Here is a 25,154-nt window from a genome sequence, read left to right as displayed (position 1 = left end):
GTCCATCTATGTCGAATAGGATAAGAATAGGGTCGATTCTCCAACACTTAAGATGTTTAAAACTCCGTTATCGGGTGAAAACTTGCCATGTACACTACCTAAACAAGGAGACTCGGAAATGAAACTATCCACTATATTGAAATGGGTGACCGGAGTATGTGAAGCACTTTTAGCTATTCCCATCGCCGGTGGTCTATTCATTGTCAGCAGCGGCTGGGCTCCGCTTATGACCATGTTTATTCTGCATTTAATCACACTAGTAATTGCCGTTAAAGATAACCGTGCTTATGTAGGAAGCGTATTTGGTCTCGTAACGAACGTGCTTGGATGGATTCCGGTAATTGGATGGATCCTGCACACTATCACTGCCGTCATCCTTCTCATTGACGCAGGCCGATCTACAGCATTGGATAAAAAAGCAGCAGAATAAAAAGCCCATTCCTATTTTCAAGGGGGACGTTTTTATGTACACGGTGTTATGCATTTTCCGTGTGAAGAAAGAGAAACTGGATGATTTCCTGAAGACGGCCAAGAAATCCGGAGAAATGCTGCAATCCCACGGTTCGCTTGAGCATACGATCTATTTTTCAAAAGAACTGACAGGGCGGCAGGGTTCCATGGGCATCCTCAATTTGATTGAACTGGAAGAGGATGAAGAGCTTCTCCTCGGCCAGAGCATATTTGAGAGTGAAGAAAGCTACCATGAAGTCATGAAGTCTATCGGTTTTAATGACATCATTCATTACTTGAACGGTCACATTAAAGACATTGTTGAAATGAACAGGGTCGTCACTTCCAGCTTCACCACAGAACCGACAACACAGATGAAATAAATTCGATCGGGGGAAGAAACATGAAAATCGTTGTACTTGGAGCAGGAGCGCTTGGCGCTTACTTCGGAGCAAGGTGGGAAGAGGCCGGCCACGAAGTCGTAAATTTAGTCAGAGATGGACGCGCGGATCAAATAGAGAAGAACGGCTTGAAGCTGCACAGCACGATGGGAGATTACGAAGTAACGAACCCACAAATCGCGCGTCACCCTGAAGAAATCGAACACCCTGATGTCGTTTTTCTAGCCGTGAAAGGATACCATTTAAGCGGCACACTGGAATGGCTGAAACTGCTGGTAGAAAAAGGAGCGAAAGTTTACCCGGTCCTGAACGGCATGGAGCACATTCACATTCTGCAAAAAGAGCTTGGAGAAGAGGCCGTCATCGGCGGTCACGCCTATATTATTGCAACATTGGATGAAATGGGTCATGTTGTACATACCAGTAAATTCCACGACCTTTATTTCGGTCCTCTCCATCCTTCTCAACAAAGTATATGCGAAGAGCTTGCTATCGCCTGCAATCAGGCCAACCTGAACGGCACATTGAGTCCGCACATTCTTAAAGATATGTGGAAGAAATATATGTTCATCACAGCCTTCTCCGGTATTACGACGGCAGTCAATCAGCCGATCGGGGTAGTGAGAAGCTTTCCACAAACGCTCCAGACAGCGAAGCATATGCTTGAGGAGATGAAGGAACTCGCTAACGCACATCACGCTGATTTGACAGATGATCAAGTGGAAGACGCCTTTCAACGCCTTCGTAAGCTGGATGGTGAGATGACCTCTTCCATGCACCAGGATCGTCGTAAAGGACTCCCTCTGGAAGTAGAGCACCTCCACGGCGGAGCCTTGAGGCTAGGGAAAGAAGCCGGCCTTTCCATGCCGTATATCGAGACAATCCGTGCTGTCATTAAGCCGTATGAAGCTTATCAAGCATAGATCATACAAAAGAAATCCGAACGCTCCCCTGTTAACAAATAAGCAGGGACGTTCGGATTTTCTTTTGTATGAGGCGGAGGAAGCCTCCTTATTCCCAGTTAATCATCCGCAAAATCATCGACGACCGGGCGCTTGCCGTTCTTCAAATCCCGTATCGTTAATCCGAAATCCATCTGCAGATGAGGGTAATCTTTAAAGTTTGACCAATCCCCTCCCCATTCAAAACCGAGGGACTTCGCTTCTTCGACCACTTCCATCCAGTCAGGTTCACCGTTCCCATTATCGTCTCTGACCCTGTCCCACACGACGTCCCCTTCCGCTGTTCGAAGGGCGAAATCAATGGCAAGGCCATAATTATGATAAGACTCCCCACCTTTGGCGGATGTGACGATGCTCCCACCTTCGGAACGCCCCTGGGCATAGAGCGCGTCTTGTCGTTCCATGGTACGATGACCTTCCGTAATGACGACATCAATACCCTTGGCACGAACGGCGTCCATCAATTCTTCTTTCTTCTGCTCCACTACAGGATGAAGATCCGTCGGTACGGTATCTTCTTCTTTATAAAAAACTCCCGGCGGCATATCCCTCTGGACCTGCGGTACTAAGTAGAACAATAATGCAGCCAGGATTCCTATCCAAAACAGGTAGCCGATTAATCTTGACAGGATCCTCACAAAGACAACCCTTTCTCCTAGTAATTACTATGAGAATACCACAGACAGCCTGATAGAGACACTTAAAACCCTCGCAGGAAATCTTACTCAAACGTTCCTTTTACCAACGCATTGCCTTCGTGCACCATTTCCCTGCCAAGAGCGATGACCCGGGAGATGTTCAGTGTCTCCTTTTCCATAAGTATAAGGTCTGCATCTTTACCGGGAACCAACCTTCCCTTATTCGATAATCCCAGAATGTCACTTGGGTTCGACGTCACCACTTTAAGTTCATCTTCCATAGAAACACCGTGTACAAAGACTGCCTCATGGAAGGCTTCTAGTAAAGAACGAATTTCGCCTACTTTTAATCCGGTCAAATTTCCCTGCTTATCAAAATCCGGAAGACTCCCCTGCGCATCGGAAGTAAATGTTATCTGCTCCACTGGAACACCACAATCCAACATTCTGGCCAGCGCTTCGCTGCTTTTCACCTCACCTTCTTCAAGAAATTCAGGGATTGTACTGGTAGTGAAGTCAACATATCCCCCCTTCTTCGCATAGAGAATCCCCGCCTCGAACAAGGCCTGATTTCTGTTTATATGCGTTGGATAAAATTGAGTGATCGGGATATCCGACGTTTCAACGACTTGTTCAATTAAAGATAATCCTCTTACCCCATCACCCACATGAATATTGACCACGCCTTTTTTACCCGAAAGCATGCCGCCGATCCTGGCCTGCGAGGCAATTCTTGTCAATTCCTTTACCGTGGGTTGGGAAGATCTATGATCGGATATTGCAATTTCACCTGCTCCGATAATTAAGTCTATCAGCATGATATCGTCTTCCATTTTTCCAGTAAGCGTTCTTACTGGAACCTGATAAGAACCTGTATGACAATAGCAAGTCAGCCCTTCCTCACGAAGCGACATCGCTTTAGCCAGCAAATTTGTCATCGTTCTCGTCGTACCATCCGTCCCGATCACACCGACAACAGTAGTGACGCCGCTCATTGTCGCCTGAGTCAATGTCAGCTCCGGCGTCCGCGATCGGAAGCTTCCTTCTCCTCCACCACCTGTTATATGGACATGCCCATCTACAAATCCCGGTGTCATAACCATTCCTTCCGCGTTTATCACCTGGACATCTTGTCCGCTTATCATAATCTCATCCCGAATATCCGCTATTTTACTTCCTGCAATCAGCACGTCCTTCTTCCCTGCATAATCAGGCGTATAAATCTCCGCGTTCTTAATAAGTGTAATCATATACGTTCCTCCCCGGCGCTTTTAGTTGAAATTGATCAATACTGCGATAACCACAAAGGCAGATGCCAGCCCAAACAAAACCAGCTGGAATTTAATGATAAATCGAAACCACTTGGCCCAATCGAGACGCGCTGCTCCAAGGGTACCCATCAACGCAGCAGACGTCGGGACAATGATGTTTGTCAAACCATCCCCTAATTGAAACGCCAGTACAGCTACTTGTCGGGTCACACCGGCAACATCCGCCAAAGGCGCCATCAACGGCATCGTCAAAGCGGCCTGCCCTGAACCTGAAACGACAAAGAAGTTAAAAACAGACTGAAAAAGGAACATGAGCCAGGCGGACAATGCTTCCGGCGTTCCCTCGAAAAGCTGTCCTGTTTGATGTAATATGGTATTCAACACAGATGGACTACCCGGATCATCTCCCCCGAGTATAATGATAATTCCCTTCGCCATTCCCACTACCAGAGCTGCAGGCAGCAGGTCTTTCGCCCCTTGGGCAAATCCTTCCGCAATATCGTTAACCCGCATATCATTTAATCGAAAAAGCACTCCGATGATTCCGGCAATCAGTCCGATTGTGAAAAATTGGCTTGCGATTTCAGGAATATAGTACGCATGTTCAATAACTCCCCAGACAATCCATACAACTCCGAGGATGACTGTCCCAATAACCAACAGGTGTCCTAACTGAAAGCGCGCCTTCCAATCTTCCGGATTAAAATCATCACGGAAATATTGATCCGATTGGTAAGAAAAAGATAAACGCGGGTTCTTTTTAATTCGGCTGGCGTATTTCCAAGTATAATAAGTCCCGACAGACGTAAACACAAACCACATGACAAACCGGAAAGGTGTGCCGGAAAGAACCGGGACATCCGAAACCCCTTGCGCGATCGCTACCCCGAATGGATTCATCCAGGATGTTCCGAAGCCGATTTGAGTAGCGACATAAGTAATCATGATCCCTGTTATCGCATCATACCCAAGCGCAATGACAAGCGGTACAAGAATCATTGCGAATGCTATGGCTTCTTCTCCCATCCCAAATACCGCTCCCCCTAAAGAAAATAGAAAGAACATGACCGGGATGATCAAAACTTCCCTGCCTTTTGTCTTATCAATGACAGAAAGAATACCCTCCTCAACAGCACGGGTTTTCAGAATGATTCCAAAAGCCCCACCAATGATTAGAATAAAAGCTACAACCCCGACAGCCGATCCCCATTTATCCCCGGACGTCAGCCCCTCGAACATATAATTGAGAAAACCAGCTCCACCACCTGCTTCAAACAGTCCCGTGCCTCCCCCGTCGCCCTCGGAAACAGAAAAACTCTCCGGTACAAGGACCGTCCTTGTTTCCTCTGTTCCCGAGTTATCATAGGATACCTCTTTGGTATCAAATACTCCTGACGGAATAAGATGGGTCAGAATTGCTGCAACCAATACGACGAAGAAGATAATGACATAAGTATGCGGCATTTCCAACTTTCTTTTTCTTTTCAAACCCATATAAAACTCCTCCTTTTCTACTTACTTTCCATCATGCAAGAAATGTGCCATTATCTTTTTCGGAATATTCACTGTTTTTATACCGTTAACAGACTTTATAGGGTCTAATTGGGTGATATAATTAAAACTAAAAAGACATAAGGAGCTGCCAATGATCAATCGATTAACCCTTATTACCGGAACGATACAAACTTGCGAGGCACTTCAAACTCAACTACAAGACCTTATTGGCAAATATATTGATATTACCTGCTTCGCCATTGATGACTATGTTCCCGCCTCCACTACGGACCCTTTAATCATCTTTTCCTCCCGTCTTGTCGAGCAGGAAGCTACTATTCATACCTTTGATGGCTGCAAAACCATGACAGCTTTAAGAACCATTAACTATCAATATATTGAGAAACTGTTGGACCTTGAGGCAGGTACAAAGGTACTTTGTATTAATGACACAGAAGAAATGGCTCAGGAAACGATTGATACACTCATGGAATCAGGGATCAACCATCTCCATTACACACCTCACACGACAGGGAATAACGCTCCCGAAGACATCCGGATCGGAATTACGCCGGGAGAGAGAGCCTTTGCTCCTGCCAGCCTGGAGCAGGTGATTGACATAGGTGTAAGACTTATTGATATTACCACTCTCATCGATATCCTGGATCACTTCCACCTGAAACAACCACTAGGCGGGACCATATCCAAACGGTACACAGGAAAGATTATTGACCTCAGCAGGAAGTTGACGAGTATCAACAAACAAGCTGCCCGCTTAAACCAACACCTCCAACAAGTGGTGGATGGTGTAAATGACGGGGTCATGGCCGTGGATGCACAGAACATAATTACTATTTTCAATCCTCTGATGGAAAAATACAGCGGAATTTCCTCCACTTTCGCGAAAGGAAAACATATCAACAAAATATGGAAGAACTCGTCTATCATTCCATTTATGACCGCATCGAAAGAAGAGAGTGTTTACCTTACATGGAACGGCTTTAATTTAATGGTCTATCGAATAGAATGGGATCAGCACGATAACACACTCTTCATCTTCAAGAATGCGGATGAAACGATATTGATGGAAAAGGCCGCAAGAAAAGAGTTATTAAAGACAGGGTATATTGCCAAATACAGTTTTGACGATATCCTGGGTACGAGCGAAGCAATCCGGGAAGTGAAACATATAGCCAGGAAGCTGGCCAAGGCATCCTTCCCTGTACTTATACAAGGGGAAAGCGGAACAGGGAAGGAATTGTTCGCCCATGCGATTCACCAAGAATCCGACCGCGCGTCGTCCCCATTCCTCGCTGTCAACTTCAGTGCCCTCCCTGAAGATTTATTGGAAAGTGAATTATTCGGCTATGAAGACGGTGCTTTTACCGGGGCAAAAAAAGGAGGAAAGAAAGGGCTGTTCGAACAAGCGGATGGAGGAACCTTATTCCTTGATGAAGTCGGGGATATCAGTCCGAAGCTGCAAGCCCGCTTACTCCGGGTCATCCAGGAAAAAGAAATCAGGAAGATCGGCGGGACCAAGAACATTCCTGTCGATGTACGCATCATAGCGGCAACAAATAAAAATCTATCGCTATTAATGGAAAAGGGAGAATTTAGAGAAGACCTGTATCACAGATTAAAAGTCTTATTTCTGCCTATTCCTCCCTTAAGGGAAAGAAAAGCAGATATTCCAATACTAGCAGACCGATTCCTTACCGAAAGCAGCAATAAGAGCATGACATTAAGCAAGGAAACCTCAGAAGAACTCGCAAGGCACCAATGGTTCGGGAATGTGCGTGAATTAAAAAACACAATCGATTACCTCACTACTGTGTCAGACGGAGAAATGATTACAAGGAAAGACTTACCGGCTTCGGACTTTTTTCAGAAACCTGCTCAGAACGAGAAGGCTGAGCAAAGCCTTGCAGACAAAGAAGTTACGAAGGAAATACTCACGTACCTTTTCCTTTGCAAAGAAAACTATGAGCGTGCGAGCAGAAAAAAGGTCCGAGAACATATGGACAAACGGGGCGTCCCTTTATCAGACCAGCAGATCCGTCGTTTTTTGGAACACATGAAAGCAGAAGGATGGATTGTTTCCAAACAAGGACGGGGAGGCACACAAATCACTCCTTCAGGGGCTGATTACCTACAACATATAGGACAAATGTTATAATTAAGAAAACCGGGATAAGGAGGTGCGGAGGAGCAGACATGCGCTTAAAACGAAAACCAGGAAAAACATTCTATGAACTTATTATGATTGCTCTCGCCGCCTTATCTGTTTCGACCATTTGGCAGAAAACCGGATATAACAGCATCATTATCTGGACGACTTGGACGATCTTCTTTGTCGATTTCTTATACCGTCTGCACCGGAGCGACAGCAAGTGGGAATTCATTAAAAAGAATCCCTTCATCGTTATCGCCGCCATTCCGCTGGATGCGATCTTTCAATTTGCCCGGTTCGCCCGCATCCTCCACCTGCTGCGTTTGAAATCAATCACCAAATACTACACGATGCCTTTCATCCGCTTTTTAAAAAGACAGCACCTGTGGACGGTCACCAGTATTACGTTTCTCTTAATCTTCCTTCTGATCATCCCTCTGACGCTGATTGAAAATGAGTTGGATTCCTACTCCGATGCCTGGGTAAGTGCCATTTTGTCCCTTACATTCTTCGGACGATCAGGATTTGAACCGGAGACGGCAGCCGGTCAAGTCATCATCGTGACCCTGACCATATTCGGCGTCATCCTGCACGGGCTTATCATCAGCACGTTGGCGGACTATATTATTCACTCCCCCATTGTCCAATTGCTGAAGTCTAAGTTCTCCAGCAATAAATAAGGGACCCTTATTACTTTTTCTTCCAATAATTACGTTTTATTTAACCACAAAAAAGGAATGAGAGAAGAGAATCCACCATCGGAGGTGAGGGGATGTCCAAAAAAAACAGCCATAAGCTGAGTGAAGAAGATCAAAGTTTCGAAGAGAAGAAACGAAAAGAAGAGCTGATGGATGAAATTCCCGTCGATGATCTGAAGAAGGAACAGCTAGAAGAACAAAAGGGAAAAACATCCAAAAATGACTCTTCCACAGAAGAAAGACATAACGAAGACTTAAGACCATGATTTATGAGGTGAAAGACATGAAAGAATTTCAGGCCTATCAGTTATCTCAAGATGATGAAGGCATAACCGGAGCTATAAAAACACTTCAGATGAGCGATCTTCCTTCCAGTGACGTAACCATTAAAGTTCATTATTCAAGCGTCAACTACAAGGACGGAATGGTTACACAGGAGGACAATGCTCTTGTAAAAGCATACCCGATTATCCCTGGTATAGACCTGGCGGGAGAAGTCGTCCACTCTGATGACACTCGCTTCCACCAAGGGGATAAGGTTATTGCCACCAGCTATGAGATCGGCGTTAATCATCCCGGCGGCTACAGCGAATATGCAAGTATCCCCGCCGACTGGATTGTCCCTCTTCCCGATGGGATGACGACGGAAGAGGCAATGATTTATGGAACCGCCGGTTTTACGGCTGCGTTGTCCATTCACAGGTTGGAGCACAACGGCCTGACCCGGGAAGCCGGGCCCGTACTCGTCACCGGAGCATCGGGAGGCGTCGGCAGTATGGCGGTCGCTATGCTGGCTAAGCGAGGGTATGAAGTGCACGCAAGTACCGGGAGTAAGGAAAATGCAGATTTCTTAAAGAATTTAGGCGCAGAAACCATCCTTTCCAGAGAAGATGTCTATGACGGCAAACAGAAAGCACTCGCCAGCGGACGCTGGGCTGCTGCCGTTGATCCGGTCGGCGGTGAACAGCTCGCTTCTGTACTAAGCAAATTGAAATACAGTGGCGCAGCAGCTGTTAGTGGTCTCACCGGAGGGACGAAAATACCTACGCAAGTTTATCCCTTCATTCTAAGGGGTATCAGCCTTCTAGGTATTGATTCTGTAAATTGCCCGATGGAAATGAGAGAAAAAGTGTGGCACCGGTTAGCGAACGACATGAAAGTCAAAGAAGCGTTTGATGCTATCAAGACGGTGCAGCCGTTACAAAAGGTCCCCGAAACGCTGGACCAAATCCTTAAAGGGCAAATACAAGGTCGTACCGTCATTAAAATCAATGATTGATGGTAGTTCCTATTCAAAACGCAGGGTGTTGACAAAAGACTTAACATCCCATATAATTTGAAGATGGTGCCTTCATAAGAAAGGCAACTCGGAAAAGAAAAGAGTGATTTGTATGAGACTGGCATTCTGCTACGTTTTGATACAACTTAATCACACTGGATCAGCTTCGGAGCTGTAAGGATGCAATAGAGGTAGGGATTGCGTCGTTTAAGTTGAAACAAACTACCATGTAGAATTTTGAACCGCGGCAACAACATGGATGTAATTTCCACAAATATGTGTAACTTGATATTTTCCGAAACAAACTTAAGTAGTCCTCCATCTATGCAGAGGACTCTATAATAAAGCGGGTTGGACGATTGTCTGATTCGCTTTTCCTATATTAGAAAAGAAACAGCCCGAAATCATTCCAGTGATTTCGGGCTGTTTTTCATTCGCTGTGGACCTTCTTCACACGGCCTACCTGTCCATCCTCCAACCGCACCTTAATACCGTGAGGGTGATTGGGAGACTTGGTCAGAATGTCTTTTACTTTGCCGGAGGTTAATGCTCCCGTTCGTTGATCTTTCTTCAGAACAATTTCTACATCTGCACCGATCTTAATATCGCTTCGTTTTTGTCCATTCATGTAAAGTACCTCCATCGTCATCATCTGCCCTTCTCATCATACAGGAAGGGTTCTTCCCCTGCAAAAAAAGAAAAACACTCGCATGAGTGTTTTTCTGGAATTCTTATGAGGAGTAGTCGTGCTGGGTCTGGATTGTACCGTCCTTCATATGGATGACTGCTCTGGTGCCTTTGTTTTGAGCAATTTCCTTCGCCCTTTGAATCGCTTCTTCTTTCGTGTCAAATACCTGCGTTGGCTGCTCAGCACCTTCTGCTTTAACGGCCCAGCCATCTTCATGTGTAAGGACATGTTCCGCTTGGTTTCTAGTATCCGCCATTCCGAACCCTCCTTCGCTTCGTCTTATATATGGTTTATTACCACTCCAGCATCCCTGTAAACCCCTTTTTATCCATTAAATTCCTTTCGATCCTGAATACTTCCGTCCTTCTTATGAATAATCACACTGGTCTGTTTATTCTCAGCGATTTCTTCCGCTCTTTTAATCGCTTTTTCCTTCGTATCAAACACATTAGATACCTGCTTCGCGCCTTCCGCTTTTACAGCCCAGCCGTCTTCATGCACCATGACATGCTCTCCCTTATCGAGAAGCTCCGGGCGGCTCTTCGTACTATTCTTCACATCATCGTCTCTGTTTTTCAAATTTTCGTCACTCATTTGTGTGACACGATTGATTTCTTTCTCCTCCGCGTTTTCATACCATTCTTTCGCCTGTTCCGTAGCAATTGGAATGGCCTGATTTTCTTTATACCCTTCCTCTATCATTGCATTAGCAATGTCGATGGCTTTCTTGTGGACAGGTGTATCCAAGTTCTTTAAGGAACTTGGATAGTCATTGGTATCCCAAGGCATGGATAAACCCCTCTCATGTATTTTGTATTTTATAGATATAATTACCACCACTTTGAATTTATAAACAAACGTTACGATTGCTAAACTAATTTGAAAGCACGGCTGAAATAAGATACTATAAAAAAGTCTCCCATTTCAAACAATTTCGCCAATTATCCACTTGTTACTTTCCATCACTGATTATCGTACTTTACAAGGAGGTTTAACTATTGGACATCACATTCCATCCAGTAGGTGACCAGGCCGTACTACTTCAGCTTGGTGATACCATCGATGAACAAGTCAATCAACATGTAAGAAAAATCTCCGCACATTTCGACAAACACAAACCGGATTGGATGATAGAATACATCCCCGCGTTTACAACCATCACCATTACATATGATCCATTCTATATACGCAAGCGTCATGCCGCCGGTGTGCGACCTTACCATTGGATATGTGAGCAGCTTCAACTTATCCTCAAGGAAAGGACGGAATACAAAGCAGAACATTCACGCACCATTGAAATTCCGGTCTGTTATGGAGGGGAATTCGGTCCTGATTTAGCTGCCGTAGCAGAGCACAACCGTCTATCAGAGGAAGAAGTGATACAAAAGCACATGGCGGGAGACTACCTCGTCTATATGATCGGTTTCGCTCCCGGATTCCCTTATATCGGGGGGATGGATCCTGAAATCGCTACTCCAAGAAGAGACGATCCACGCCTTGCGATCCCTGAAGGTTCTGTCGGTATAGCCGGAGGTCAGACTGGTGTATACCCGATAGAAACGCCTGGAGGTTGGCAGTTGATCGGCCGAACCCCTCTTTCTCTCTTCCAACCGGATCAAGATATCCCCTCCCTCCTTCAAGCGGGAGATCGAATCCAGTTCGTTCCAATTACAGAAGAAGAATACCAGGAAAGAAAGAGGGGTTCCCAATGATACAAGTGACAAAATCCGGTCTATTGACGACAATTCAGGACCTCGGCCGCTATGGGTTCCAAAAACATGGTGTGATTGCAAGCGGGGTGATGGATAAGGAAGCTCATAGAATCGCCAATTTTCTTGTCGGCAACGACTCCGGAGAGGCAACAATGGAAATTACGCTCCTCGGACCGGTACTTGAGTTTCAGACAGATGCATTAATCGCTGTATGTGGAGGGGATCTATCACCGATGGTTGACGGTGAACCTCTCCATACATGGAAGCCTGCTTTTATAAAAAAAGGAAGTGAATTGAGATTCGGGAAACCGAAACAAGGTTTTCGTTCCTATTTAGCTGTAGCAGGAGGCTTTGATGTTCCTGAAGTTCTTAACAGTCGTTCGACATACTTAAGAGCAGGAATCGGTGGATTTCAAGGACGTTCATTGGAAAAAGGGGATGAGCTTCCTATTGGTGAGCTTTCCCAAAAATCGGTTCACATGCTTCAACACTTGAAAGAAAGAAAGCATTCCGCATCCTTTTCAGAAGCGAATTGGTCAACTTCTGCGGAGTTCCGACTCTCTCCTTCTCCCGATGAACCCATCCGCATAATAAAAGGAAGAGAGTACGATTGGTTTGATGCAGAGAGCCGGGAAGCTATCTTAGAACACACCTTTAAAATTGACTCCAAGTCCGATCGGATGGGGTATCGATTGAAGGGAGAGAAGCTTCAACAATCGCATAAAAGAGATATGTTGTCAGAAGCAGTCATGTTCGGAACGATCCAAGTACCTCCAGAAGGAAATCCGATTGTATTATTGGCAGACAGACAAACGACAGGCGGTTACCCCAAAATTGCTCAAGTCATTACAACGGATCTTCCAAAGCTCGCCCAGAAACGACCAGGAGAAACGATCTCCTTCACTCTCGTTTCCCATGAGGAAGCAGAACATCTCTATATAGATCGTGAAAAGCAGCTGAAGCTGTTACAACAGAGTATTCAAAGGAAATTTAATTAGGAAAGGGTGATCCAATATGCATATCGTAGACTTAAATTGTGATATGGGAGAAAGCTTTGGAGCGTATAAAATGGGGCAGGATGAAGAAATCCTAACCTATGTCACATCAGCGAATATCGCCTGCGGTTATCATGCAGGCGACCCTTCGACTATGAGAGAAACAGTTAAAAAAGCCGCAGCAAACGGGGTCGGTATCGGGGCGCATCCAGGGCTGCCGGATCTTCAAGGCTTCGGAAGACGACCGATGGACCTTTCTCCTGCAGAAGCTTATGATTTAGTCGTCTATCAAATCGGTGCCCTTCAAGGTTTTGTTCATGCGGAAGGTGAGAAATTGCAGCACGTGAAGCCGCACGGGGCGCTGTATAATATGGCAGCCAAAGATAAGACACTGGCAGAAGCAATTGCGAAAGCGGTCAGGGATGTAGATACCGGGCTGTTGTTATACGGCCTTGCTGGCAGCGAACTGATTGCAGCAGGCCGTACATATAACCTCCCAACAGCGAGCGAAGTATTCTCCGACCGCACGTATCAAGAGGATGGCAGCCTTACCTCAAGAAGGCTGCCGGATGCCTTGATCACTGATCGTAAACTTGCGGTGGATCAAGTCATCCGCATGATTAAAGAAAACAAAGTGCACACAATGCAGAATGTGGATATTGACATCCAAGCTCAAACCATCTGCATTCACGGAGATGGCGCCCATGCTGTCGAATTTGCTAAGTACATTACCGGTGCATTGAAAGAATCAGATATAAAACTGCAGGCAAGTGGAAAATTCATTACTATTTAAGCAGCAGAAAGGAGCAGCTCCATGAAACAACAATCAAACAGAAGTCTCCTATTAGGCGCCGCGTTTTTGATGGCCACCTCAGCTATCGGACCCGGTTTCCTTACCCAGACTACGCATTTCACTCAACAATTAGCAGCAAGTTTCGGATTTGTCATCCTTATTTCCATCATTATCGATATCGGTGCCCAGCTCAATATTTGGCGCATTATTGCAATTGCCGAGAAACCAGCACAGGACATAGCGAACAGTCTGGTTCCAGGTCTCGGTGTTTTCTTATCCGTACTGATCGTCGCCGGTGGTCTAGCCTTCAACATCGGAAATATCGCCGGTGCAGGACTTGGAACCAACGTACTCTTCGGGATATCTCCTGAACTCGGGGCGCTCTTTAGTGGAATCGTTGCCGTCGGTGTCTTTCTCGTCCGGGAAGCTGGAAAAGTCATGGACCGATTCGCGCAGATTGCCGGGTTCGTCATGATTGCCTTGACGATCTTTGTCATGTTCTCAGCAGAACCACCGGTAGGAGAAGCGATCACGAAGACATTTGTACCGGATACGATTGATTTCCTGGCTATTACAACCCTCGTCGGAGGTACGGTCGGCGGCTATATCACGTTTGCCGGCGGCCACCGTCTCCTTGATGCGGGCGTCAAAGGGAAAGAATCTCTCGGTGAAGTTACGAAAAGCTCCGTTTCAGCAATCGGTATCGCATCCGTCATGAGGATCTTTCTCTTCCTCGCATCTCTCGGCGTTATCGCATCAGGTTTCACTTTAAACCCGGACAACCCTCCTGCTTCCGTATTTCAGGCGGCAGCTGGAAACGTAGGTTACAAAATATTCGGTGTTATCATGTGGGCAGCCGCGGTAACTTCTGTCGTAGGCGCTGCGTATACCTCCGTTTCCTTTATACGGACATTCAGTAAAACCATCGAAAAATATCATAAGTGGTTTATCGTTGCCTTTATCATCATTTCTACAAGCGTATTCGTTTCTATCGGACAACCGGTAAAAATCTTAATACTTGTCGGATCTTTAAATGGTTTGATTCTGCCGATCGCTTTAGGCGTCATGCTGGTTGCAGCAAACAACCGAAAAATTGTCGGTAAGGACTACAAACACCCAATATGGCTTACCGTGTTTGGCGTCATTATCGTTATAGCCATGGCTTACATGGGAGGCTTGTCCCTGTTCCAAGGTATACCTAAATTATTCCAGTAGGAGTGTTGTCATTGGAACCATCTATACTGTCCCCTTCAGAGGCGCGAGAAATGATCCGGGAAGGTAGTTGGAAAGGCCCTACCGCCGGAATGGCCAACGGTTTTGTACAGGGAAACCTTGCCGTTGTCCCCCGGGAACTGGCCTTTGATTTTCTTGTATTTTGCCAAAGAAACCCTAAACCGTGCCCGGTTCTTGATGTTACAGACCCGGGCAGCTTCGCCCCGTTGTTAACCGCTCCGGGAGCCGATCTTAGGAAAGACCTTCCTAAGTATCATATATATAAGGACGGCGTGTTGTCCGAGGTAACCACGGACATTACAAATGCCTGGACACAGGACATGGTCGGGTTTCTGCTTGGATGCAGTTTCACATTTGAACAGGCACTGCTTGAAAACAACATCCCCGTCCGTCATATCGAGGAAAATCGTAATGTACCAATGTACCGAACCTCCATCGAGTGCGTTCCGGCTGGTAACTTTCATGGTCCAATGGTTGTCAGCATGCGGCCGATGAAACAGGCGGACGCAATCCGGGCCGTTCAAGTAACAAGCCGATTTCCAAACGTTCACGGCGCTCCTGTACACATAGGTGATCCTGGCAAAATCGGAATTAAAGACTTAAATTCTCCCGACTTTGGAGAGTCTGTTACCATACACCGTGATGAAGTACCGGTTTTTTGGGCCTGCGGTGTTACCCCGCAAGCGGTGGCCATGCAGCAAAAACCCGATATCATGATTACACACGCTCCCGGCCACATGTTCATTACAGATATTAAAAACGAATCAACTGCCATTCTATAAAAAAACCGCCTGGGTTGGTCCCCAGGCGGTTTTTTTGCTGTGTTCTACTCCCAATCTTTTGAAAGCATCCCATACACCACGTGGTTGGTGTAATTCCCATACAGTAATGCCGCGTCGCGGATGATCCCCTCCTGTACAAAGCCCAGGCGTTCCGGTACCGCTCTGCTTTTGATATTCCCCTCCGCCGCCCGGATTTCAATTCTGTTTAACCCTAATTCTTTGAACGCATAATCGAACAAGGCACGGCATGCCCTTGTCAATAAACCACGGCCCTTGAAATCTGTCCCCATCCAGTAGCCGACACTCGCCTTCTTATTCCCCCAATCATATTCATGGAACCCGAGAATACCAGCAATCTTCCCACTTTCCAGCAAACAGACGGTCAAACCATTGTTATCCGCATAGCTCTCCAAACACCCTTGGATATATTTTCTCGTATCCTCCGGTGACTTGGTGTAGTCGACCCAAGGAAGCCATGTCCTTATATGCTCACGAGAACGGTCCGACAATTCGTAAAGTTCTTCTGCATCCTCGAAACCAATCAGTTTTAAAGATAATTGCTCGTCTACTTTATGTATAAACACAGCCATCCTCCTCTTCTATCAGTAACCTTACTTATTCTGGATTCATTTCCAAATCTCCTGCTTTCGACAGATATCCCTACTTTCACAGCTCCAAGTGAAGAAAACAAAAAAAGAAGCAGGTTCCCCTGCTTCTCTCTTCAAGGTTTTAATACAATTTTACCTGTCGTTTGTCTCCCCTGCATCATCTCGTGGACACGCGCTGCTTCCTCAAGCTTGAATACTCCGCCGATAGTCAGCTTTAAATCTCCGGTATTCACTAACTGTAGAAGATGGTCAAGACTCTTCTCAAACAAGACCGGCTTCTTCATGATTTGAGGAAGAAAGAATCCGATGACAGAGAGGTTACGGTTCATGAGTCCAGATGGATACATCGTCGCAGGATTACCGCTTGCCACTCCATAAACGACGACGCGGCCGAAAGATCTCATACACTTCACCGTCTCAAGAAAAACTTCTCCACCTGCCATCTCCAGTGCAACGTCAACTCCTTTACCTCCCGTAACATCCATAACGTCTTCCCGCCAATGCTCATGTGTATAGTTAATGACATGATCGGCACCAAGGTCCCTGGCAAGAAGCAGTTTCTCTTCTGTACTTGCCGTAGCAATAACGTTTCCCGCTCCAAAATGCTTGGCGAGCTGAACCGCAAGAGAACCAACACCGCCGGCCGCGGCATGAATAAGGACGGTTTCTCCTTTTTCCATCCGTCCCATCGTCGTTAGAATATGGTAAGCAGTCAGTCCCTGAAGTGGTAAAGCGACAGCTGTTTCGTAGTCGACTCCGTCCGGGATTGGAATTAAGGTGCTCTCCTTCGTTTTCACAAACTCTGCATATCCACCTGATCCAATTAAAGTAACCACCCTGTCCCCTTCTTTAAAACGAGAGGCATCTGAACCCGTGCCTGCAACAACACCGGCTACCTCAGCTCCAGGTATGAAAGGGAGCGGGGTAGGTACGACATAGGCTCCTTCCCGTCTCGCAGTATCGGCGTAATTCACACCGACAGCCTCCACTTTCAGCAGCACCTCGTCCTTCTCCAATGTTGGTACGTCAATGGTTACCTCCTCAAGGACAGACGGACCTCCGTATGCTTTGAATTGTATGGCTTTCATTTCGTTCACCTCCCTGCAAATTCCGGCTTGCGTTTATTCTTGAACGCTTCGACGCCTTCTTTATGATCTTCGGTTGCGATCATCATCGTTTGTGAGATTCTTTCCTGCTCGAGAATGGCCGCAAGATCGGATTGATCCGCCTGGTCGACCACCCTTTTAATCATGCCGATTGCCCGTGCAGGCCCGTTGGCTATTTCAAGCGCGTATTCCATGGCCGCGCCCTCAAGATCATCGACTGGAAGAATCCGGTTTACCATACCCCAGTCATATGCCTGCTCCACGTTGATCGGTTCTGCGCGGAACAGTAACTCTTTGGCACGATATGGACCAAGTACTTTCGTTAAGAAATAATGACCGCCACCATCAGAGATAAGGCCGACTTGAGCGAAGCTCATGACGAACTTGCTCTTTTCTGCTGCAAGAATTTGATCGCAAGCGAGAGCAAGGTTGAAACCGGCACCGGCTGCATATCCGTGAACGACAGCTATAACCGGCTTCGGAAGTGCTTTGATAGCCAATATCAATTGATTCAATTTCCCCACATGATCATACAGCTTAGCAGCACTCGCCTGCCCCATACCCTTCACATCACCTCCGGCGGAGAAAGATCTACCGGCACCTGATAGGACGACTGCCTTCACATCTTCTGATTCTTCCGCTTCCTTCAAAGCCTTCATTAAACCGGAAATCATTTGGTCGGAAAAGGCATTAAGCGCTTCCGGTCGGTTTAGCACACAATGCATAATCGGTCCGTTCACCTGTACAGTCAAATGTTCATTACCTCTCATTTTCTCCAACTCCTTCATTAGTTTGGATACTGTCTGAACTCAAGCAACGCTTCTGCAATTTCCCTGTTCCTTTGGATAGAATCCGGCCAGTGATACACACTTAACAGCCCGCTGACATTCCTGAGTGTATGAACTCTTTCTTCTCCCTCCAGCAGGTCCGACAAAAGGAATATTACGGAAGACTGAATGCGCAGGTTGGCGTCCTCCACTATCAAATAGACAAGCTTCTTCTGCCAAGAAGCGTCCTTATGTTGTCTTTGTAAGGACTTCTTGACACGCCAGACAACCGATTGCGTTCGATATAATTCCATTGCAAGATCAGCAAGAGCCATCATTATTTCCTGATTTTCAGAGAGGGACTTTCCATATTTACGGACAGCCGAACCAACCGTCACAAGAAATAAATCCCTGTATAAGGCTACCGCTTCTTCTGCATCACCAAGCTCTCCCGTAGACCTCATATAACCTCTATTCTTTAAAGAGTATTCTGCTTGTTCCAGAATAGATTGGAAGCTTGTCCTCTCCTTTTCTGCTGATTTCAAGAAAGATCCGGCGATCAGAAGACGGTTAATCTCGTTCGTTCCTTCGAAAATTCGATTGATGCGCGCATCCCTGTACATTTGTTCAATCGGATATTCTTTAATAAAACCGGCACCCCCATGAAGCTGGAGCGCTTCATCCACAACGGCATCCAAGGTCTCGGATCCCGCAACTTTACAAATCGCCGCTTCCATCTTATGCTCGTTCATCGCTCTAGCTGTCTCGGAAGGCTCCGCTGCTTCATCCAAATACCCAAGAGCAGATTCTATATGACCAGCTGTCCGATACAAAAGCGATTCAGAAGCAAAGATATCGCCGGCCATCCTGGCCAATTTTTCTTTAGTAGCAGGGAATGCCGAAATCGCTCTTCCAAACTGCTTCCGCTCCGAAGTATGCTGAACAGCCAGCTGCAGGGCCTGCTTCGCTGCACCGAGAGCAGCGAAACCTAAATTGAACCTCCCTAAATTCAATACGTTTAATGCAATCAGATGTCCTTTGCCGATTTCTCCAAGTACATTCTCGACCGGAACCTCACAATCCTCCATCACGACCGAGCAGGTGGAAGACCCTTTAATTCCCATCTTCTCTTCCTCAGGACCAATGGATAATCCAGGGAAATCCTTCTCTACGATGAAAGCAGTGAAGTCCTTCCCATCCACTTTTGCGTACACAATGAACGTATCGGAAAAGGAAGCGTTGGTGATATATATTTTTGTACCGTTCAATAAGTAGTGGGACTTCTCTTCATTCATGACCGCTGTCGTTTTAGCCGCCAGCGCATCAGATCCCGCCTCCGGTTCTGTCAGGCAGTATGCTCCAATATACTCTCCACTGGCAAGTTTCGGAAGATAGTTCCTTTTCTGCTCATCCGACCCGAAATAAGTGATCGGCAAGGTTGCGATGCACGTATGGTTCGAATGAGCGACACTGTATCCACCACCGCTGCCCAGCGCTTCCCCGACGATACCTTTACTCATTTTATCCAGACCCAGACCGCCAAACCGTTCGGGAATACTATGGGCAAGCAGCCCTAACTCTCCGGCTTCTTTCATTTTGGAGGTGACAAAAGCATAATCTCCACTTTCTATTCTCTTTCTATTTGGGTGTATTTCCCGGGTAATATATTGTCGAGCGGTGTCACCAATCATTTTGTGTTCTTCTGTTCGTTCTTCCGGTGTGAAAACAACATCCAGCGGCAGGTCACGTACAAGAAATTCCCCGCCGGCTACTTTATATTTTACTGGCGGCATGTCTTCCCTCCTTCAACACAGCTTCTTCCGCATCATAAGTAGGAATCGTATCAAAATGACCTTCTTCAGCCACAAACTCCACTTCTTCCGGATTTAACCCTTCCGATAACAGCATTTGTCCGATACGACACTCCAAAAGCACCTCTGCTCTCGCAGTTCCCTTACTGTTGTAAAAATCGCGGGCAGCGATGGCAGCGTCGGAAAGCGTCCATACTCCTTCCTGCTCCATATAGGTTATAAGACTCCCGGCACCGTAGAAATCTTCAAGCGTAAAGTGACCGCTTGACCCGGAGCAGATGATAACGATTGTATCCCCTCCATGTAACCTGACAAGATGCTCAGCCATAGCTGGATTATTTAATAGGGAAGCAGCATAGAGACGCTTTGCTCTCCGGGCTCGGTGCAGGGCGACGGTACCGTTGGTTGTGGACAAAATGAGATGATGATTCTTGATATGTGGCTTTAAATGAGTCCGAAGCGGTGGATGGAAGCCCTCTATTCCTTTTCCTTGATCTTCTCCGGCAAGCAAAAACGGCTCTTTCATAACAGCCGCCTTCTTTCTCGCCTGTTCTGCATCAAATACCGGGATGACAGCAGCAGCCCCGTCAGCCAGAGCCGCCGTTATGGTAGAGGTCGCAAACAAGACATCGAAAACAACGGCCACTTTCCCTTCCAGATCATCCGGGCGGATATCCTCTTTCTTAAAAATTACTTGGATTTTTCCCATATTATAATCCCGCCGTTTCTTCTGCATGTTCGATCAAATGATTGACGAACACGTTCATTCCCTCAAATCGGGGGTCGTCCGTCTGGCCCCGCTTATAACGGTAATAAATCTGCTGAATGATTCCTGCCAGTTTGAAATAAGCAAAGGTTACGTACACATGGACGTTGGACACATCCCGGCCGCTTTTCTCCGCATACCTGGATATGAACTGTTCCCTTGTATAGAAACCGTCCTGAATCGTAACAGAAGGTTTACCAAGTCCGGTTTTCAACGATTCCGGATCATCCGATTGAATCCAGTACCCCATCGCCGCTCCAAGATCAGCGAGAGGATCACCGACCGTTGTCATTTCCCAGTCAAATAGACCGACCATTCTGGATGGATCATCCTTCTGGAACATGGCATTATTCAGCTTGTAATCATAATGGATAATGGCAGCTTTATCAGAATCTGGGATATGACTAATCAGCCACTTCATTAATCTTTCCCCGGATACAACATCATCCGTGCGTGCTTTCTCATAGCGTTTGATCCAGCCGTGTACCTGTCTTTCCATAAAACCCTCCGGCTTTACCATGTCCTTCAAAGCCGTTTCTTTGTAAGGAATAGCATGCAGTTCTACGAGCCGGTCCACCATCGTTTCCGACAGAGCACGACCTAACTCCCGGGACGGTTTTATCCCTTCAGGAAAACTGGAATCAAAAACAACTCCTTCCCTTCTTTCCATCAAGAAGAAGGGACTCCCGATGACTTCTCCGGAATCATACATATACGGTTCAGGTGCCAAAGGAAAAAAGGGATGGAGAGCCTGAAGCACGGCAAACTCTCTTTCCATATCATGGGCTTTCGGAGCCACTGGACCAAGCGGAGGACGACGCAGCACGGCTTTCCACTCGTCACGAATGGAAAGCTCGTAAGTCAGATTCGAATGGCCGGTTCCAAATTGGCGGACGGCCAGTTCTCCTGAAGGCAGTTCCATGCGGTCTCTAAGCCACTGCTCGATCCGCTCGATTTCCAGTTCCTCTCCCGAACGGACAGGAAGTGTGTCTCTTTTCATATCCACGCCCCCACTCTATTCACTCATTACGTATCGATATTTTTCCAAATTGCTGCGCTGAGCTTCCGACAGCGGTAGACTTTTTCCATTGTCGAAATCGTATTGGACAACAATCGAAAGCCCTTTTGCTGCCGTCTCTTCCGTATCCTTATCTACCATTTCCTGTTCCAAATGAAAGCTTGAGCTCCCTATTTTTACGATACGGCTGCGAAGAAGGAGCGTTTGGCCGAAGTGTACCTGCTTGAGAAAATCGCACGTCGCTGATGCTAATACGAAATTCCAGCGCTCCCCGACGAGATCACAGTCTGAAAAAAACTGGACCCTTGCATCTTCCATATAGATGAAGTAGTTGCTGTTGTTCACATGTCCAAGCAAATCGGTTTCACAAAATCGGATGGTCACTTCCCACTCATGCATCTCCTCCCTCCTCAACTCTTTACGGTGGAATCATACTGGTAGAATCCTTTACCGGTCTTTCTTCCCAACTCTCCCGCCTTCAGTTTCTCCTCCAACGTCTTAGAAGGTTTGACCGCCGGATCTCCGGTTTCTTCGTAATGCTGCTGCATGACATAATAACCGACATCAATTCCGGACAAGTCCATCAGTTCAAACGGACCTAGTGGATGACTCAACGCTTTTTTGACGATTTTATCAATATCCTTAAAGTCGGCATAGCCTTCTTCGTAAAGGTGCATCGCTTCTCTTTGAACAGCGAACAAGATACGATTTGCAATGAATCCGGATATTTCCTTCTCCAGCAACACACCTGTTCTGTTCATGCGTTTGCAGACCTCCATGGCTGTTTCCACTGTGGAATCAGAGGTGTGTTCCCCTTTCACCACTTCCACACAGTCCATAACCAGCGGCGGAAAGAAGAAGTGCATATTGCAAACCTTATCCGGGCGCGTCGTCACATCTGCAATCAGCGAGCTGACAATAGTAGAAGAATTCGTAGCAAGAATCGTATGGGAGGGTACGATCGAGTCCAGCTGTCCGAACACTTCCCGCTTCACTTCCAGCTTTTCAACGACGGCTTCTATGACGATATCCGCCTGGCCGGCCGCTTCTCTTAAGTCCGTCGTGTAATGAAGACGTCCGAATGCTTCCCGGGAGTCTTCCGGTGAAATTTTCCCTTTATCGATCCACTTATCCATAATTCCTTTTAACTTCTCTTCGGCTTTATGAAGCGATGATTCCTCTTTATCATGAAGGTTCGTTTCATACCCTGCCAGAGCTCCAAGCATGGCGATCTGATGTCCCATACTCCCTGCTCCTACGACCGTCAATCGTTCCATCTCTATCATCCTCCTTCATTAATTAACAGGATGCGTGCATCCCGCCATCTACGACAAGCACGTCACCGGTGACGTAATCAGATGCTTTGGATGCGAGGAACAGTGCCGCCCCTTTAAGGTCGGATTCTGAACCGAAGCGCCCGAGTGGGGTCCGGTCTAAAATGAACTCCCCTCCCTGATCCAATACTCCCTTGGACATCTTAGTCGGGAAGAACCCCGGGGCCAGTGCATTCACCTGAATATTGGACGAACCCCATTTAACAGCCAAATCTTTTGTGAAAGTGATGACGGCACCTTTACTTGCGTTGTACCCTACCGTTTCCATGAAGCGCGGGTCCGCACCGCCGAGTCCGGCCACGGAGGCAATATTGATGATCTTCCCGTACCCTTGCTCCATCATTACTTCCCCGGCCTTTTGTGACATTAGAAACGTCCCTGTGACATTGACGTTCATCACTTTCTGAAAAGCTTCCACCGGCATTTCCAGTGTAGGCGCCCCCCACGTTGCTCCACTGTTGTTAACGAGTATATCAATCGTTCCAAATTGCTCTTTTACTGCAGCAATGACTTCCTCCACCTGGGAAGGGTCCGTGACATCACAAGCCATTCCCAGCGTCTTTACACCAGTTTTTTCTTTCAAAGAAGAAGCAACCGTCTCGCAGGCGTCCTGCTTTCTCGAACATACGACGATGTTCGCTCCTGCTTCCGCCAGGCCTGCAGCAATCTGCTCCCCAAGCCCGCGCCCGCCTCCTGTAACGATGGCGGTCTTCCCGCTTAAATCAAATAATTCCATAACGTGCATCGTTCAACCTCCTTTTAAACCGCTTACATTTCTGAATAACATACTAACCGTTCAGTATGTAACCATTTTATACCTATTTTTTAGAAAATTCAATAAAAATGAGTGGACATTCATTACTATCCAATTGAACTGCTATAAACCCAAAAAAAAGACACCTGCCCCATGCAGGTGTCCACACGCAGGGAAATACAATGGCGTGGTGAACCATTCTTCTACCTGCAGAAGCAAGTAGATAAAATAATATATGTTGTTCGAGCGATGCTAGAGACGGCTTCCACCTATTCTATCCGACATGAAAGATTTTTTCATAGAAATAGACGTTTGTACAAGCGCAATCTAGTAATTTCCATAGACTGTTAAGGAATAACTTATAAAGGAGAGAAATTGAATGAGCTCTTGTCATTCTAGTGGTAAAGATAGCGGATGTGTACGTGATGTCATCAAGAAAATCATCGCTGCACAGGAGGAGGTTGCCGGCAGGGATCGCTGCTGCGATGTAAGCTGTGAGCGTTCCATCAGAGACCTGTTGTCTCCGGAATCAAACGGTAATGGACCTACGACTGTTCCGTTTATTCTTTACTGTAAAGATTGTAAACCGTTCATCGGAAGCAGCGTTGTCAGACGCCGCCTTCCTGGAGGGGGCGGAACGTACCTTGACTGCGTTCAAAGCCCGATCTTCAAAGCGAAGAAATTCGTTGATGGTAAAAAGAACTGTGTGAAGCTTGAATTGCTGCTTCCTGCAGATGCTAGTGGTAACCCATTAGATCTCGGTGGAGATACTGTTTGTGACTACTTCCCTACGACCAGTGTCCGTAACCTATTGGCTACAGGGGTGTGCATTACTGTAGATTTGGATTGTGTCTGCAGCATCACCTGTCTGGAAGCTACTACTCCACTTTTCGAAGATTAATTATTTGTTTAAGCAAGACGCGTGCGTGGGCATTCCACACACGCGTCTTAGCCTTTAACAACAGGGTGAGTACTCCACCACTTCTTCTGCTTGCGGATACTGACGATCTGACCGATATGATAGGCGTTGTGGATAAATAAATGTGTTAGTGTCCCACCCCACTTCGTCAATTTCTCTTCACTGCACGCGGTTATTTCTTTTCGAAACTTCAACATGACTTTGCGGAAGTCGGCGATACACTCACTCCAGTCCATGGCATCACGGGCTTGAAATGTATTATAGTTTCTGGGCAGTTCCTGCACTTCTTCACCGAGAAACTTGCAGAGGTACCTTTCATTATAAAAGTAAAGATGATGGACAAGCTCAAAGATGGAATGACCGTCCTCTCCTTTGCAATGCACCTCTGCTTCCGTCAAATCTTTGACCGCCATCTCAAAACAAACGAACCAGTGATTCCTGTCATACACCGCCTCCAACTGTTCCAACAAAATACTTCTGATTGTCATGGTGTCACCTCCTAATC

29 protein-coding genes are annotated in these 25,154 nt (G+C 46.6%); 13 read left to right on the top strand and 16 right to left on the bottom strand.

What is annotated here, in order from left to right:
• The first annotated feature begins 118 nt into the window (after positions 1-118).
• Genes M662_RS04250 through M662_RS04240 form a run of 3 tightly spaced genes read left to right on the top strand, consistent with a single transcriptional unit; the run spans position 119 to position 1,774 of the window.
• Positions 119-430, top strand: coding sequence for a hypothetical protein (locus M662_RS04250; RefSeq protein ID WP_008632820.1), 312 nt, complete (start codon positions 119-121; stop codon positions 428-430).
• A gap of 34 nt (positions 431-464) precedes the next feature.
• Positions 465-833: a DUF1428 family protein gene (locus tag M662_RS04245; RefSeq protein WP_008632822.1), complete on the top strand. Its 369-nt coding sequence runs from the start codon at positions 465-467 to the stop codon at positions 831-833.
• Between the two features lie 20 nt (positions 834-853).
• The gene (locus tag M662_RS04240; protein ID WP_008632823.1) at positions 854-1,774 is read left to right on the top strand and encodes a ketopantoate reductase family protein; all 921 of its coding nucleotides are present in this window, start codon (positions 854-856) and stop codon (positions 1,772-1,774) included.
• A gap of 98 nt (positions 1,775-1,872) precedes the next feature.
• Here the strand turns inward: M662_RS04240 and M662_RS04235 are convergent, their stop codons facing one another.
• The 3 genes from M662_RS04235 to yfcC all read right to left on the bottom strand — a co-directional run bounded on the left by M662_RS04235 (position 1,873) and on the right by yfcC (position 5,216).
• Positions 1,873-2,451 carry a M15 family metallopeptidase gene (locus tag M662_RS04235; protein WP_008632824.1) on the bottom strand — a complete coding sequence of 193 codons (579 nt, stop codon included), beginning with the start codon at positions 2,449-2,451 and terminating at the stop codon, positions 1,873-1,875.
• An 83-nt stretch (positions 2,452-2,534) separates the two neighbouring features.
• Positions 2,535-3,701, bottom strand: a complete 1,167-nt coding sequence (gene iadA, locus M662_RS04230) for a beta-aspartyl-peptidase (RefSeq protein ID WP_026578627.1) — start codon at positions 3,699-3,701, stop codon at positions 2,535-2,537.
• 21 nt (positions 3,702-3,722) lie between these two features.
• A complete protein-coding gene (yfcC, locus tag M662_RS04225) occupies positions 3,723-5,216 on the bottom strand; it encodes a putative basic amino acid antiporter YfcC (RefSeq protein ID WP_035388601.1) in 1,494 nt (497 codons plus the stop codon).
• A 151-nt stretch (positions 5,217-5,367) separates the two neighbouring features.
• Here yfcC and M662_RS04220 point away from each other — a divergent pair, with 151 nt between their 5' ends.
• The 4 genes from M662_RS04220 to M662_RS04205 all read left to right on the top strand — a co-directional run bounded on the left by M662_RS04220 (position 5,368) and on the right by M662_RS04205 (position 9,363).
• Complete coding sequence (locus M662_RS04220; RefSeq protein ID WP_008632833.1) at positions 5,368-7,392, top strand: sigma-54 interaction domain-containing protein; 2,025 nt, start codon at positions 5,368-5,370, stop codon at positions 7,390-7,392.
• 38 nt (positions 7,393-7,430) lie between these two features.
• A complete protein-coding gene (locus tag M662_RS04215; RefSeq protein WP_008632836.1) occupies positions 7,431-8,066 on the top strand; it encodes a hypothetical protein in 636 nt (211 codons plus the stop codon).
• Positions 8,067-8,158: 92 nt separating this feature from the next.
• Entirely contained in the window at positions 8,159-8,350 is a 192-nt protein-coding gene (locus tag M662_RS04210; protein WP_008632838.1) for a hypothetical protein, read from the top strand.
• A 17-nt stretch (positions 8,351-8,367) separates the two neighbouring features.
• Entirely contained in the window at positions 8,368-9,363 is a 996-nt protein-coding gene (locus tag M662_RS04205; RefSeq protein WP_026578629.1) for an acrylyl-CoA reductase family protein, read from the top strand.
• 430 nt (positions 9,364-9,793) lie between these two features.
• Here the strand turns inward: M662_RS04205 and M662_RS04200 are convergent, their stop codons facing one another.
• From M662_RS04200 to M662_RS04190, 3 genes are all read right to left on the bottom strand, one after another.
• On the bottom strand, positions 9,794-9,991 hold the full coding sequence (locus M662_RS04200) for a YwbE family protein (RefSeq protein ID WP_008632847.1): 198 nt from the start codon (positions 9,989-9,991) through the stop codon (positions 9,794-9,796).
• Between the two features lie 103 nt (positions 9,992-10,094).
• Positions 10,095-10,307, bottom strand: coding sequence for a DUF2188 domain-containing protein (locus M662_RS04195; protein WP_008632849.1), 213 nt, complete (start codon positions 10,305-10,307; stop codon positions 10,095-10,097).
• A gap of 68 nt (positions 10,308-10,375) precedes the next feature.
• The gene (locus M662_RS04190) at positions 10,376-10,840 is read right to left on the bottom strand and encodes a DUF2188 domain-containing protein (protein WP_026578630.1); all 465 of its coding nucleotides are present in this window, start codon (positions 10,838-10,840) and stop codon (positions 10,376-10,378) included.
• Between the two features lie 209 nt (positions 10,841-11,049).
• On the opposite strand from M662_RS04190, the gene pxpB reads away from it, so the two are divergent.
• From pxpB to M662_RS04165, 5 genes are read left to right on the top strand one after another with little or no spacing between them, the layout of a single operon-like run.
• Positions 11,050-11,763 (top strand): 5-oxoprolinase subunit PxpB, encoded by a 714-nt coding sequence (gene pxpB, locus M662_RS04185; RefSeq protein WP_026578631.1) that lies wholly within the window; start codon positions 11,050-11,052, stop codon positions 11,761-11,763.
• Positions 11,760-12,761, top strand: coding sequence for a 5-oxoprolinase subunit C family protein (locus M662_RS04180; RefSeq protein WP_026578632.1), 1,002 nt, complete (start codon positions 11,760-11,762; stop codon positions 12,759-12,761). Before pxpB ends, M662_RS04180 begins: the two co-directional genes overlap by 4 nt.
• A gap of 16 nt (positions 12,762-12,777) precedes the next feature.
• On the top strand, positions 12,778-13,551 hold the full coding sequence (locus tag M662_RS04175; RefSeq protein WP_026578633.1) for a LamB/YcsF family protein: 774 nt from the start codon (positions 12,778-12,780) through the stop codon (positions 13,549-13,551).
• 21 nt (positions 13,552-13,572) lie between these two features.
• Positions 13,573-14,766 carry an NRAMP family divalent metal transporter gene (locus M662_RS04170; protein ID WP_026578634.1) on the top strand — a complete coding sequence of 398 codons (1,194 nt, stop codon included), beginning with the start codon at positions 13,573-13,575 and terminating at the stop codon, positions 14,764-14,766.
• Between the two features lie 11 nt (positions 14,767-14,777).
• Entirely contained in the window at positions 14,778-15,566 is a 789-nt protein-coding gene (locus M662_RS04165) for a putative hydro-lyase (protein ID WP_008632865.1), read from the top strand.
• Between the two features lie 44 nt (positions 15,567-15,610).
• Here M662_RS04165 and M662_RS04160 read toward each other — a convergent pair whose 3' ends face one another.
• The 9 genes from M662_RS04160 to M662_RS04120 form a co-directional block, all read right to left on the bottom strand.
• Positions 15,611-16,150 (bottom strand): GNAT family N-acetyltransferase, encoded by a 540-nt coding sequence (locus M662_RS04160; protein ID WP_008632867.1) that lies wholly within the window; start codon positions 16,148-16,150, stop codon positions 15,611-15,613.
• A gap of 137 nt (positions 16,151-16,287) precedes the next feature.
• Positions 16,288-17,262, bottom strand: a complete 975-nt coding sequence (locus tag M662_RS04155; protein ID WP_026578636.1) for a quinone oxidoreductase family protein — start codon at positions 17,260-17,262, stop codon at positions 16,288-16,290.
• Positions 17,263-17,267: 5 nt separating this feature from the next.
• Positions 17,268-18,050 carry an enoyl-CoA hydratase/isomerase family protein gene (locus M662_RS04150; protein WP_008632870.1) on the bottom strand — a complete coding sequence of 261 codons (783 nt, stop codon included), beginning with the start codon at positions 18,048-18,050 and terminating at the stop codon, positions 17,268-17,270.
• Between the two features lie 17 nt (positions 18,051-18,067).
• Positions 18,068-19,840 (bottom strand): acyl-CoA dehydrogenase family protein, encoded by a 1,773-nt coding sequence (locus M662_RS04145; protein WP_026578637.1) that lies wholly within the window; start codon positions 19,838-19,840, stop codon positions 18,068-18,070.
• On the bottom strand, positions 19,821-20,567 hold the full coding sequence (locus M662_RS04140) for a 2-phosphosulfolactate phosphatase (protein WP_008632872.1): 747 nt from the start codon (positions 20,565-20,567) through the stop codon (positions 19,821-19,823). The genes M662_RS04145 and M662_RS04140 overlap by 20 nt, the downstream gene beginning before the upstream one ends.
• Before the next feature lies 1 nt (position 20,568).
• Entirely contained in the window at positions 20,569-21,624 is a 1,056-nt protein-coding gene (locus M662_RS04135; protein WP_026578638.1) for a phosphotransferase family protein, read from the bottom strand.
• A gap of 15 nt (positions 21,625-21,639) precedes the next feature.
• Complete coding sequence (locus M662_RS04130) at positions 21,640-22,041, bottom strand: acyl-CoA thioesterase (protein WP_008632883.1); 402 nt, start codon at positions 22,039-22,041, stop codon at positions 21,640-21,642.
• Between the two features lie 11 nt (positions 22,042-22,052).
• Complete coding sequence (locus M662_RS04125) at positions 22,053-22,919, bottom strand: 3-hydroxyacyl-CoA dehydrogenase family protein (RefSeq protein WP_026578639.1); 867 nt, start codon at positions 22,917-22,919, stop codon at positions 22,053-22,055.
• A 22-nt stretch (positions 22,920-22,941) separates the two neighbouring features.
• Positions 22,942-23,721, bottom strand: a complete 780-nt coding sequence (locus tag M662_RS04120; protein ID WP_008632887.1) for an SDR family oxidoreductase — start codon at positions 23,719-23,721, stop codon at positions 22,942-22,944.
• 388 nt (positions 23,722-24,109) lie between these two features.
• Between M662_RS04120 and M662_RS04115 the strand changes: the two genes are divergently transcribed.
• Positions 24,110-24,631, top strand: coding sequence for a CotY/CotZ family spore coat protein (locus tag M662_RS04115; protein WP_008632890.1), 522 nt, complete (start codon positions 24,110-24,112; stop codon positions 24,629-24,631).
• 47 nt (positions 24,632-24,678) lie between these two features.
• On the opposite strand, the gene M662_RS04110 is transcribed toward M662_RS04115, so the two are convergent.
• Positions 24,679-25,137, bottom strand: coding sequence for a DinB family protein (locus M662_RS04110; protein ID WP_026578640.1), 459 nt, complete (start codon positions 25,135-25,137; stop codon positions 24,679-24,681).
• Positions 25,138-25,154 lie beyond the last annotated feature (17 nt).

The sequence above is a fragment of the Bacillus sp. SB49 genome (assembly GCF_000469135.2).
In the GTDB taxonomy this organism is placed as follows: domain Bacteria; phylum Bacillota; class Bacilli; order Bacillales; family Halobacillaceae; genus Halobacillus.
The sequence above is the reverse complement of the archived record's forward strand: the minus strand, read 5'-3'. Positions and strand labels throughout refer to the sequence as shown.